The 11,788-nt window shown below is 73.6% G+C and carries 11 protein-coding genes; 2 read left to right on the forward strand and 9 right to left on the reverse strand.

Features of this window, described 5'->3' with window-relative positions:
* Positions 1-424: 424 nt before the first annotated feature.
* Positions 425-1,432 carry a stage II sporulation protein M gene (locus tag IE106_RS10290; RefSeq protein WP_189532285.1) on the reverse strand — a complete coding sequence of 336 codons (1,008 nt, stop codon included), beginning with the start codon at positions 1,430-1,432 and terminating at the stop codon, positions 425-427.
* Positions 1,433-1,552: 120 nt separating this feature from the next.
* On the opposite strand from IE106_RS10290, the gene IE106_RS10295 reads away from it, so the two are divergent.
* Complete coding sequence (locus IE106_RS10295) at positions 1,553-2,536, forward strand: RDD family protein (protein WP_189532287.1); 984 nt, start codon at positions 1,553-1,555, stop codon at positions 2,534-2,536.
* A 22-nt stretch (positions 2,537-2,558) separates the two neighbouring features.
* On the opposite strand, the gene IE106_RS10300 is transcribed toward IE106_RS10295, so the two are convergent.
* The 8 genes from IE106_RS10300 to IE106_RS10335 form a co-directional block, all read right to left on the reverse strand.
* Positions 2,559-3,173, reverse strand: coding sequence for a hypothetical protein (locus IE106_RS10300; protein WP_189532289.1), 615 nt, complete (start codon positions 3,171-3,173; stop codon positions 2,559-2,561).
* A 136-nt stretch (positions 3,174-3,309) separates the two neighbouring features.
* Entirely contained in the window at positions 3,310-4,767 is a 1,458-nt protein-coding gene (gene ahcY, locus IE106_RS10305; protein WP_189532291.1) for an adenosylhomocysteinase, read from the reverse strand.
* Between the two features lie 312 nt (positions 4,768-5,079).
* Entirely contained in the window at positions 5,080-5,997 is a 918-nt protein-coding gene (locus IE106_RS10310) for a cation diffusion facilitator family transporter (RefSeq protein WP_189532293.1), read from the reverse strand.
* Positions 5,998-6,094: 97 nt separating this feature from the next.
* Entirely contained in the window at positions 6,095-7,270 is a 1,176-nt protein-coding gene (gene manA / locus IE106_RS10315) for a mannose-6-phosphate isomerase, class I (RefSeq protein ID WP_189532295.1), read from the reverse strand.
* A gap of 200 nt (positions 7,271-7,470) precedes the next feature.
* The gene (locus tag IE106_RS10320) at positions 7,471-8,610 is read right to left on the reverse strand and encodes an SIS domain-containing protein (RefSeq protein WP_189532296.1); all 1,140 of its coding nucleotides are present in this window, start codon (positions 8,608-8,610) and stop codon (positions 7,471-7,473) included.
* Positions 8,611-8,657: 47 nt separating this feature from the next.
* On the reverse strand, positions 8,658-8,840 hold the full coding sequence (locus tag IE106_RS10325) for a Trm112 family protein (protein WP_189532297.1): 183 nt from the start codon (positions 8,838-8,840) through the stop codon (positions 8,658-8,660).
* Between the two features lie 292 nt (positions 8,841-9,132).
* A complete protein-coding gene (locus IE106_RS10330; protein ID WP_189532298.1) occupies positions 9,133-10,494 on the reverse strand; it encodes a phosphomannomutase/phosphoglucomutase in 1,362 nt (453 codons plus the stop codon).
* A gap of 115 nt (positions 10,495-10,609) precedes the next feature.
* The gene (locus IE106_RS10335; protein ID WP_189532299.1) at positions 10,610-11,038 is read right to left on the reverse strand and encodes a DUF3499 domain-containing protein; all 429 of its coding nucleotides are present in this window, start codon (positions 11,036-11,038) and stop codon (positions 10,610-10,612) included.
* Positions 11,039-11,322: 284 nt separating this feature from the next.
* Between IE106_RS10335 and IE106_RS10340 the strand changes: the two genes are divergently transcribed.
* A complete protein-coding gene (locus IE106_RS10340) occupies positions 11,323-11,751 on the forward strand; it encodes a metallopeptidase family protein (protein WP_189532300.1) in 429 nt (142 codons plus the stop codon).
* Positions 11,752-11,788: the final 37 nt, after the last annotated feature.

Raw genomic sequence — 11,788 nt, forward strand, 5'->3', positions numbered from 1 at the left:
CGGTGTTTCCAGCCTAGCAGATCCGATTTCCGTCTCCGCCACCCGCTGGACCGGGCCGCCGAGCCGTTCTCCGCTTCCGCGTTTCCCTTTCCGGCGATTCCGACTTTACCAGACCCTTTTCCGTTCCGTTTCCGGTGCGGATTTCGTTTCCGGTGGCCGTTGGAGGGCCTTTCGCCTTTCGGCTTGATTCAACTTTATCAGAGTCATCTCGACTGATTGAAATCAGCTTCGCGATCCGAATGGAGGAATCGATTGGCTCCGGCGAGAACCTGTCCGGTTCACCGCGGAGCGAGAGAGACTCTAACCGTTGCACCCGAGCTTGTCCAGCTCCCGGCAACCGTTTAAATCTACCTCCCCACCTCGCCCGTGTCAACAGGTCTGGCGGCGAAGAGGACACTAGCAGGTCAGCGGGGCCGTACGCACATCAGGCGGCGGTCGGCAGCTCCGCGCTGCGGTCGGCGGACGCCACGTCGCCCGCCTCGCCGGCCCGGACCGCCCGGCCGCCGAGCACGTACACGTACACGAGGAAGGCGGCCTCGGCTGCGACGCCGATGGCGATGCGGGCCCAGGTGGGGAGGCCGGACGGGGTCACGAAGCCCTCGATGACGCCGGACACGAAGAGGACCAGGGCCAGGCCGATGGCCATGCCGATCGCGGCGCGGCCCTGCCGGGCGAGGGCAGTGCGGCGCGAGTACGGGCCCGGGTCGATGAGGGTCCAGCCGAGGCGGAGGCCCGTGCCGGCGGCGACGAAGACGGCCGTCAGTTCCAGCAGGCCGTGCGGGAGGACCAGGCCGAGGAAGGTGTCGAGGCGTCCCGCTGAGGCCATGAGGCCGATGCCGATGCCGAGGTTGAGCATGTTGAGGAAGAGGACCCACAGCACCAGCACGCCGAAGAAGGCGCCGAGGACCAGGCACATGGCGGCGGCCTGCGCGTTGTTCGTCCAGACCTGGGCGGCGAAGGAGGCCGCCGGGTGGCTGGAGTAGTACGTCTCGTACTCGCCGCCGGGGCGGGTCATCTGGCGCAGTTCCTCGGGGGCGGCGATCGCCGCCTGGACCTCGGGGTGCGTGCCGATCCACCAGCCGATGACCGCGGCGAGGAGGGTGGAGAGGACCGCGGTGGGGATCCACCAGTGGCGTGAGCGGTAGACCGCGGCGGGGAACCCGGCGGTGAGGAAGCGGACGACGTCGCGCCAGGAGGCGCGGCGGGTGCCGGTGACGGCGGCGCGGGCCCGGGCGACGAGCTGGGTGAGGCGGGCGGTGAGCGCCGGGTCGGGCGCGCTGCTCTGGATGACGGAGAGGTGGGTCGCGGTGCGCTGGTACAGCGCCACGAGCTCGTCCGCCTCGGCGCCGGTCAGTCGGCGGCCGCGGCCCAGGAGGTGCTCCAGGCGCTCCCACTCGGCGCGGTGGGCGGTGACGTAGACGTCGAGGTCCATGATCGGCTGATGCTCCAGTGCACGGGGTGCGTACGGTTCGTACTACTGCGGCGCGCTGTCGGTCAGCTTGGCAGACTGGCGTGGGGAGCGGTCGGGCAAGGTCGGAGAAGGGTGGGCGGCGTGAGTGAGGTCGTGACGGGGGACGCGGTCGTCCTGGGGCTGCGGCCGGCCCGGTTGCCGAGCCGGGCGCTGGCGCTGCTGATCGATCTGGTCGTCGTGTGGACGGCGTACCTGCTGATATCCATCGGCCTCGCCTTCGCGACGGCGTCGCTCGACGAGGCGGCGCTGGCGGCGGTGTCGATCGCGTCGTTCCTGCTGGTGCTGGTGGGCGGCCCGATCGCGGTGGAGACGCTCAGCCACGGGCGGTCGCTGGGGAAGCTGGCGTGCGGGCTGCGGGTGGTGCGGGACGACGGGGGGCCGATCCGGTTCCGGCACGCGCTGGTGCGGGGGTTGATCGGGATCGTGGAGATCCTGATGACCTTCGGGGTGATCGCGTGCGTCGCTTCGCTGGTGTCGGCGCGGGGGCGGCGGGTCGGCGACGTGTTCGCGGGGACGCTGGTGGTGCGGGAGCGGGTGCCGGTGGGACGTACGACGCCGGTGCCTCCGCCGCCGCCGTGGCTGGTGGGGCGGTTCGCGCAGCTGGACCTGTCGGCGGTGCCGGACGCGCTGTGGCTGGGGATCCGGCAGTGCCTGACGCGGATGCGGCAGCTGGATCCGGAGGCGGGCCGGGTGCTGGCGGAGCGTCTGGCGGACGAGGTGGTGGCGCGTACGGGGGCGCCCGCGCCTCCCGGGGTGCCCGCCGCGGTGTTCCTGGCCGCGGTGGTGCACGAGCGGCAGGCGCGGGACGCGCGCCGGGTGGCGCCCGCGGGTGTGGGTGTTGATGCGGGTGTGGGCGGGGCTGCCGGGGTTCGGGGGGCCGGGGTTTTCGGGGTGGGTGTCTTGGGCGGGGTCGGGGAGGCTTCGGTGCCGGCCGGTGCGGGTGGTGCGGGGGGTTCTGCCGGGGTGGCCGTGCCCGGTGCGGGGGCGCCTGCGGTGCGGGGTGCGGCGGAGGAGGGCGCGGGGCCGTCCCGGAAGGCCGCCACCGGGTTCGCTCCGCCCGCCTAGCCGCGCTGGCCGCCCCTGGCGGTCAGGGGAGGACGGACGGCGGGGTCTGGAGGTCCTCGAGCTCGACGCCCGGGGCCGCGAGGACGACGTCGCCGGCGATGTGGACGCTGTGCCGCTCACCCGTGTCGAGGGCGGTGACCTGGTATTCGTCCACGGTCAGGAGGCCGTTGTCAGTGGGGTGCGTTTCACTGTCCACCAGGGCCCAGGACTGGTCGACGGTGAGGGGGGCGAGGACCGGGTCCGTGAAGGCGACGAGGCGGACGCGGGTCGAGCCGGAACCGGGGGTGAGGCGCAGGAGCCGGGTGAGGGCCACGAGGAAGGCCGGGGAGCTGCCGGTGAAGGCGTGGGCGCGCACGTTGCCTTCCGTGGCGTGCGAACCGGTCGGGTCGGTGCGAACCCAGGTGACGCCGTCGAGGGCGGCGCCGCGTACCTGCCAGCCGCCGGCGTGGAGTTCGAGGCGGATGGGGCGGCCGAGGTCGTCGAGGGCGAGGTCGACGGAGCCGGCGTGGTCGCCGGAGGGGGTGGTGAGTTGCGAGACGTAGCGCCAGCCGGAGGGGCCGGGCGCGCAGTGGAAGTGTTCTTCGCCGAGGGGGGTGCGATCGTGCGGATCGTGGAGCGAATAGCGGCCTCGGGGCATGGGTCCTCGGGGTTCTGGTCGGGGTCTCGGCACCGCCGCTGAGCGGTGGTCGGGCCGGCCGGGTACGGGGCAGGCCCCCGACACGGGGGTGCGGGGGCCTGCCTGGGTACCTGCTGCCGGTGTGGCCGCGGGGCGGTCAGTAGCGGTAGTGGTCCGGCTTGTAGGGGCCTTCGACCTTGACGCCGATGTAGTCGGCCTGCTCCTGGCGGAGGGTGGTGAGCTTGACGCCGAGCGCGTCCAGGTGGAGGCGGGCGACCTTCTCGTCGAGGTGCTTGGGCAGGACGTACACGTCGGTCGGGTACTGCTCCGGCTTCGTGTAGAGCTCGATCTGGGCCAGGGTCTGGTCCGCGAACGAGTTGGACATCACGAAGGACGGGTGGCCGGTGGCGTTGCCCAGGTTCAGCAGGCGGCCCTCGGACAGGACGATGATCTTCTTGCCGTCGGGGAAGGTCCAGGTGTGGACCTGCGGCTTGACCTCGTCCTTGACGATGCCGGGGATCCTGGCGAGGCCGGCCATGTCGATCTCGTTGTCGAAGTGGCCGATGTTGCCGACGATGGCCTGGTGCTTCATCTTGGCCATGTCCGCGGCCATGATGATGTCGCGGTTGCCGGTGGTGGTGATGAAGATGTCGGCGGTCTCGACGACCTCGTCGAGGGTGGTGACCTGGTAGCCGTCCATCGCCGCCTGGAGGGCGCAGATGGGGTCGACCTCGGTGACGATGACGCGGGCGCCCTGGCCGCGGAGGGACTCGGCGCAGCCCTTGCCGACGTCGCCGTAGCCGCAGACGACGGCGACCTTGCCGCCGATTAGGACGTCGGTGGCGCGGTTGATGCCGTCGACCAGGGAGTGGCGGCAGCCGTACTTGTTGTCGAACTTCGACTTGGTGACCGCGTCGTTGACGTTGATCGCCGGGAAGAGCAGCGTGCCGTCGCGGTGCATCTCGTACAGGCGGTGGACGCCGGTGGTGGTCTCCTCGGTGACGCCGCGGATCTCGGACGCGAGGCGGGTCCACTTCTGCGGGTTCTCGGTGAGGGTGCGGTTGAGGAGGCGGAGGATGTGGCCGTACTCCTCGCTGTCCGCGGTGGACGGGTCCGGGGCCTGGCCGGCCTTCTCGAACTCGACGCCCTTGTGGACGAGGAGGGTGGCGTCACCACCGTCGTCGAGGATCATGTTGGGGCCGCCGGTGGGGCTGTCCGGCCAGGTCAGGGCCTGCTCGGTGCACCACCAGTACTCCTCCAGCGTCTCGCCCTTCCAGGCGAAGACGGGGACGCCCTTCGGGTCGTCCGGGGTGCCGTCGGGGCCGACGGCGATGGCGGCGGCGGCGTGGTCCTGCGTGGAGAAGATGTTGCAGGAGGCCCAGCGGACCCGGGCGCCGAGGGCGACGAGGGTCTCGATGAGGACGGCGGTCTGCACGGTCATGTGCAGGGAGCCGGTGATCCGGGCGCCGGCCAGGGGCTGGGTCTCGGCGTACTCCTTGCGGATCGCCATCAGGCCGGGCATCTCGTGCTCGGCGAGGGTGATCTCCTTGCGGCCGAACTCGGCCAGGGAGAGGTCGGCGACCTTGAAGTCCTGTCGGTGGTCGACAGTCGTCATTTCGAGCTGCTCCTCGTTGTCGGGTCGAGGTGGGTAGGGCTGGCTCCGCGCCGGCGGACACAAGGATGCCCGGGCACGCGCGGTGCAGTCGTCGGAGGCCCTCTCTCCCTCGGCCGATCCGTGGGGACCGCCCGACCGCCATCAGCAGCGACGTCTGTCTCGGTATTCGAATCTACACCGATCGGGTGCGCGGGCTTCAAGTCCGCCGGGAGCGGTGCGGGCCGGCGCGCGGGAGGGGCGCAGGCCGAAGGCCCCGGCGGGGGGCCGGGGCCTTCGGGTGCCGGGCGGGCCGGCGGGGTGGTGCGGTGGTGCTCAGCGGGTGGTGCGGAGGATGTCGGGTTCCAGGTAGATGACCCGGGCGATGGGGACGGCGGCGCGGATGCGCGTCTCCGCCGCGTCGATCGCGGCGGCGACCTGCGTGGCGGTGTCGTCGTGCTGGACGGCGATCTTGGCGGCGACGAGGAGCTCCTCGGGGCCGAGGTGGAGGGTGCGCATGTGGATGACGCCGGTGACGGTGGTGCCGTCGACGAGGGCTTCCTCGATCTTGCGGACCTCGTCGAGACCGGCGGACTCGCCCAGGAGGAGCGACTTGGTCTCGAGGGCGAGGACGATGGCGATCAGGATGAGCAGGACGCCGATGCACAGGGTGCCGATGCCGTCCCAGACGCCGTCGCCGGTGACGAGGGCGAGGCTGACGCCGACGAGGGCGAGGATCAGGCCGACGAGGGCGCCGAGGTCCTCCAGGAGGACGACGGGCAGCTCGGGTGCCTTGGCGGTGCGGACGAAGTCCTTCCAGGAGCGCTCGCCGCGGAGTTCGTTGGACTCCTTGATGGCGGTGCGGAAGGAGAACGACTCGGCGATGATCGCGAAGACGAGGACGCCGACGGGCCAGTACCAGGCCTCGATCTCGTGGGGGTGCTTGATCTTCTCGTAGCCCTCGTACAGGGCGAACATGCCGCCGACGGAGAAGAGGACGATGGATACGAGGAAGGCGTAGATGTACCGCTCTCGGCCGTAGCCGAAGGGGTGCTGGGGGGTCGCCTCGCGCTGGGCCTTCTTGCCGCCGAGGAGGAGCAGTCCCTGGTTGCCGGAGTCGGCCAGGGAGTGCACCGATTCGGCGAGCATCGACGACGAGCCGCTGAAGACGAACGCCACGAATTTGCTCACGGCGATCGCGAGGTTGGCGACGAGTGCCGCCACGATCGCCTTGGTTCCGCCTGACGCGCTCATGCGTGTCCTGTCCCTTCACTGGTCCCTGGGTGGGCTCGTGGGTTCGGCCGGTTCTGTACGGCGGGACATTGTTGCAGCACCGGACGGCGGCGGTGGTTCAGGCCACCGCTGTGGCTCTGAAGAGGGTGCCGCTGCCCGACAGGGCGACGTCCTCCCCGGCCGGTACGAAGACGGAGTGGCCGGGGGTGAGGGTGAGGTCGCCGAGGCGTGGGGCGCCGGCGGTGGCGAGGAGGATCTGCGGGGTGGGGGCGGTGAGGTCGACGGGGGCGGCGCCTTCGGGGCGTACGTACCGGGAGAGGCGGAACTCGTCGGCGGGGGTCTCGTACACCTCCTCGCCGGAGGGGGACGCCTCGGGGCGCAGGACGCCGGGGTCGCCGGCTTCGAAGCGGACGACGCGGAGGAGTTCGGGGACGTCGACGTGCTTGGGGGTGAGGCCGCAGCGCAGGACGTTGTCGGAGTTGGCCATGATCTCCACGCCGAGGCCGCCGAGGTAGGCGTGGGGGACGCCGGCGCCGAGGTACAGGGCTTCGCCGGGCTGGAGCCGTACGTGGTTGAGGAGGAGCGCGGCGAGGACGCCGCGGTCGCCGGGGTGGTGGTGGGCGAGGGTGGCGTACGGGGCGTGGGCGCCGCCGAGGCGGGCGCAGGCGGCGGCGGTGTCGTGGACGGTGGCGGCGATGCCCTCGGGGTCGGCGGTGAGGACCGCGGTGAGGACCTCGCGGAGGGCGGCGTCCTCGGGGTGGGCGTGGAGGAGGTCGACGTAGGGCTTGAGGGAGTCGACGTCGAGGGCGGCGAGGAGGTCGGCGGTCCGGACGGGGTCGCGGAAGCCGCAGAAGCCCTCGAAGGGGGTGAGGGCGCAGATGAGTTCGGGCTTGTGGTGGGGGTCCTTGTAGTTGCGGTGCGGGGCGTCGAGGGGGATGCCGGCGCGTTCCTCGGCGGCGTAGCCGGCCTCGGCCCGGGCGGGGTCGGGGTGGACCTGGAGGGAGAGGGGGGCCTCGGCGGCGAGGATCTTCAGGAGGAAGGGCAGGTGGGGGCCGAACCTGGCGACGGTGGCGGGGCCGAGTTCCCTTTCGGGGTCGGCGGCGATGACCTCGTTGAGGGGCTGCTCGCGGTCGCCCTCGGGGGTGGGGCGGGTGACGCGGGAGGGTGCGCCGGGGTGGGCGCCCATCCACATCTCGGCCTGGGGCTCGCCGGTGGGGGCGGTGCCGAGCAGTTCCGGGATGGCCGTCGTGGAGCCCCAGGCGTAGGGGCGGACGGTGGTGGAGAGGCGGTCCATGTGCGGTGGGCTTTCCGTGTGCGGGCGGGGCGTCGGTCCGGGGTCGGCGGGGCCGGTCCTCGGGGTCGCGGGTGCGGTGCCGGGAGGGGTGGGTCCGGTTCCGGGGCCGGCGCGCCCGGGGCCGATCGCGGGTCGGGGACGGCGGCCGGTCGTGGACCGGCTGACGGCGGCCGGCCGCGGTCGGAGCCGGCGGCCGGGGGTCAGAGGCGGCGGCCGGAGGCCAGGGCGAGGTAGCAGGCGGCGAAGTCGGTGACGGCGAGGAGTTCGGCGAGGGCTTCGAGGGGGTTGCCCTCCTCGGGCTCCAGCTCGCTGAAGGGCGTGTCGTGGCCGAGGGCGAGTTCGCGGGCGGTGGGGGCGGCGGTGAGGCCGCCGGCGTCGGCGGGGCGGTCGCGGAGGAGGACGACGCGGGCGTGCAGCGCCTGCGGGTCCTCGACGCGGTCGCGGAAGAAGTCGTCGGGGTCGGCTCCCCCGGCGAAGTCGCCGGCGAGGAGGCCGCCGTGGGCGTCGAGCGCCTCGGGGAGCTCCGCGGCGAGGGCGGGGCGGCCGGCGAGTTCGGCGAGGACGGCGGCGAAGCGGCGGCCCACGGGCGCGGCGGCGGTGCCCTCGGTCCAGATGAGGGGCAGGGCGTCGGAGAGCTCGGCGGCGAGGGTCTTGGCCGGGTTGCCGTACGTGGCGACGGCGGGGCCGCAGCGTTCGGCGGTGCGGTCGAGGCGGTCGGCGACCTTCTCCAGCGTGTCGGCGGGGGCCGTGAACAGGCCGACGCGGTCGAGGAGGGCCAGGAGCGGGGTGAACAGCGCCCAGAGCGCGCCGGGGCCGGCGGCCTGCGGCTCGTCGTACAGCTCGTGGGGTGCGGTCGCCATGGGGACGACGAGGCCGTGGGTGTTGCCGACGGCCTCCGTGATGAGCGAGCGCTGCGGGGCGACGGTGACGACGGTGACGCCCCGCCGGTAGGCCTGCTCGGCGAGGGTGACGAGGCCGGGTTCGGAGCCGTCGTTGGTCGGGATGAGCAGCAGGTCGACGGAGCCGGCCCAGCCCGGGAGGGTCCAGCGCAGCGCGCCCGCGGCCGCGGCGACGCCGGTGGGGCGCAGCCGGGTGACGGGCGCGGAGGCCCCGGCGAGGGCGGCGATCAGGTCGGCGGCTCCGGTGGCCGCCGTGCCGGTGCCGGCGACGAGGACGGTGCGGGGGCGCCCCTCCGGCTGGAGGGCGGTGACGCCGGCCTCGGCCGCGTGCCGGGCGGCGGTGCGTACCCGGGCGCCGGATTCGGCGGCGCCGCGCAGGAGTCCGCGGCGGTCCGCCTGGGCCAGGGCGTCGGGAGCGTCGAGCAGCGACTCGTCGAGCATGGGTGGGGCCTCCGATCGCCGGTGCGGGATGTCGCCGGGGCGGTGGGTCAGGCGGGGCGGCGGGCCTCGTCGACGAGGAGTACCGGGATGCCGTCCCGTACCGGGTAGGCGAGGCCGCAGTCGTCGCTCGTGCAGACCAGCTCGGGGGTCTCCTCGGCCGTGCGGTCGCCGAGGGGGGCGCGGCAGGCGGGGCAGGCGAGGATGTCGAGGAGGCCGGCTTCGAGCGGCATGGGGCGGTTCCCTTCGGGTGCGTTCGCGGCGCCGGGCGGGGACCGGGCGTGGTCCGGCCGGTCCGGTGCGGTGCCGCGGTGTGCGGCGGTTTCCTGGCGTCGTCAGCCTACCGCCGGGATGCGGGGGACGTCGGGTCGGCGGGACGCCGTGACGCGGGCGGGTGGGGCGCCGTGGTCCGGGGGCCGGGCGGGGCGCCCGGGGGCCGGGGCGGAGGTGGGCGCCGGCCGGGTCCGGTGCCCGTCCGCGCGGGGGCGGGACGGGCACCGGACCCGGGTGCCGTGCGGCGGCCGGTCAGGCGCGGACGAGGGCGAGGACCTCGTCGCGGACCTCGGCCATGGTGGCCTCGTCCCGGGCCTCGACGTTGAGGCGGAGGAGCGGCTCGGTGTTGGACGGCCGGAGGTTGAACCACCAGCCGTCGCCGCCGATGGTGAGGCCGTCGAGCTCGTCGGTGGTGACGCCGTCGCGGGACGCGAAGGCCGCGCGTACGGCGGCGGTGCTGGCGGCCTGGTCGGCGACGGTGGAGTTGATCTCGCCGGAGGCCGCGTAGCGGTCGTACTCGGCGACGAGCGCGGACAGCGTGCCCTCCTGGCCGCCGAGCGCGGCGAGGACGTGGAGCGCGGCGAGCATGCCGGTGTCGGCGTTCCAGAAGTCGCGGAAGTAGTAGTGCGCGGAGTGCTCGCCGCCGAAGATCGCGCCCGTGCGGGCCATCTCGGCCTTGATGAAGGAGTGGCCGACGCGGGTGCGGACGGGGACGCCGCCGTTCTCGCGGACGACCTCGGGGACGGACTGCGACGTGATCAGGTTGTGGATGACCGTTCCGCCGGGGTGCTTGGCCAGCTCGCGGGCGGCGACCAGCGCGGTGATCGCGGACGGGGGGACGGGCTCGCCCCGCTCGTCCACGACGAAGCAGCGGTCGGCGTCGCCGTCGAAGGCGAGGCCGATGTCGGCGCCCTCGGCGCGGACGCGCTGCTGGAGGTCGACGATGTTGGCGGGGTCGAGCGGGTTGGCCTCGTGGTGGGGGAATGTGCCGTCCAGCTCGAAGTAGAGGGGGACGAGCGTCAGGGGCAGGCCCTCGAAGACGGTGGGGACCGTGTGGCCGCCCATGCCGTTGCCCGCGTCGACGACGACCTTGAGGGGGCGGACGGAGGTGAGGTCGACCAGGGACCTCAGGTGCTCCGCGTAGGCGGTGAGGGTGTCCGTCTCGGTGATCCGGCCGGGGGTGGCGGCCGGGGCGGGGCCCTCGGAGTCCCGCCACGTCTCGACGAGGGCGCGGATGTCGGCGAGGCCGCTGTCCTGGCCGATGGGGGCGGCGCCGGCGCGGCACATCTTGATGCCGTTGTACTGGGCCGGGTTGTGCGACGCCGTGAACATGGCGCCCGGCAGGCCCAGGTGGCCGGAGGCGAAGTACAGCTGGTCGGTGGAGCACAGTCCGATGAGAGTGACGTCGGCGCCCCGGGCGGCGGCTCCGCGTGCGAAGGCGCCGGACAGGCCGGGGGACGACGGGCGCATGTCGTGGCCGACGACGATCGCGTCGGCGCCGGTCACCTGGACGAAGGCCGCGCCGAACAGCTCGGCGAGCGTCTCGTCCCACTGGTCCGGCACGACTCCGCGGACGTCGTACGCCTTGACGATCTGCGACAGATCAGCAGTCACTGATCAACCTCCTGCGAGCCTGTGTGGAGTACACAAACTACCCGCAGAGGTGACAAGTACGTGGGGAGGGATGCGCGGGGCGTCGCCGGGGCGGAGGCGCCGGGCTCGCCGGGCGTCAGGAGTCGGGGGAGCGCAGCACGCGCAGGTGGCCGCGGCGGCCAACCTCGACGGGGTCGCCGCTGCGGGCGCCGCCCTTGGCGTCGGCCTGGGCCGTGCGCTCCTGGGGGCGGGCCGCCTCGCGCACGGCGTTGGCGAGGGCTTCCAGGTCGTCGCCGCTGGGGCGGGTGGGACCGGAGGCGTCGGACAGGCGGACGACCTCCCAGCCGCGGGGCGCGGTGAGGCGCTCGCTGTGCTCGGCGCACAGGTCGTAGCAGTGGGGTTCCGCGTAGGTGGCGAGCGGGCCGAGGACCGCGGTCGAGTCGGCATAGACGTACGTCAGTGTCGCGACGGCAGGGCGGCCGCACGCGGTGCGCGAACAGCGACGTACAGGGCTCACGACGTTGGACGGTACCGCACTCTTGAGCGGGCCGCGACGACTCTCCACCGGGTCACTCGCCCGTGTCGCGGTGTGACGTCGGGCACAGGGGGGTTTGGGAGGGGTGTTCCGACCTGCGCGGGAAGGGCGCGGGGGGTGTCCGGCGGGGGGCGGGAGGGCCGTCCGGCCGGGCGGTTCGGCGAACGAATCCGGTCATTTCCCACGGGCGGGCCGACCCGGCAAGGGTGCCGAATCGCGCCCCCGCATGGCTGGAATGCCCATCCGGCGACATGCCGGGGCGCGGCGCGACGGGGGAACGCTGCGCGTCCGGGAGGGCTACGCTGCGTCAGGTGATGGACAGTCCAGGACCACCCCGCCCGACCGAGCCGCGACCGCGCCGCCGTGATCGCCACGGCCGAGGGATGCGCGGCCCCGTGGCGCCGCCCCAGGTTCCCCTGTCCGCCACGCGGGCGGACACCTTCCGCGACCTGGTGCAGGACTCCGTGGAGCGCCTGGAGCGGCGGTGGCCCCAGCTCGCCGAGGTCGACTTCCTGGTGCTGGAGGTGCCGGCGCCGCAGGACGACTCCGTGCCGCTGGGCAGTTCGGCCCCGGCGACGCGGGAGCGGCACGCGCGCGTGGTCGTGTACCGGCGGCCCGTGGAGCTGCGCGCCAAGAGCCGGGACGAGCGGGCGCTGCTGGTGCACGAGGTCGTGGTGGAGCAGGTCGCCGATCTGCTGGGTCTGGCGCCCGAGTCGGTCGACCCGCGGTACGGGCAGGACTGACCGGCGCGGGCCGGTCCGGGGAAGCCGGCGCGCCCGC

Source organism: Streptomyces roseolilacinus, from assembly GCF_014649335.1.
Lineage (GTDB): Bacteria > Actinomycetota > Actinomycetes > Streptomycetales > Streptomycetaceae > Streptomyces > Streptomyces roseolilacinus.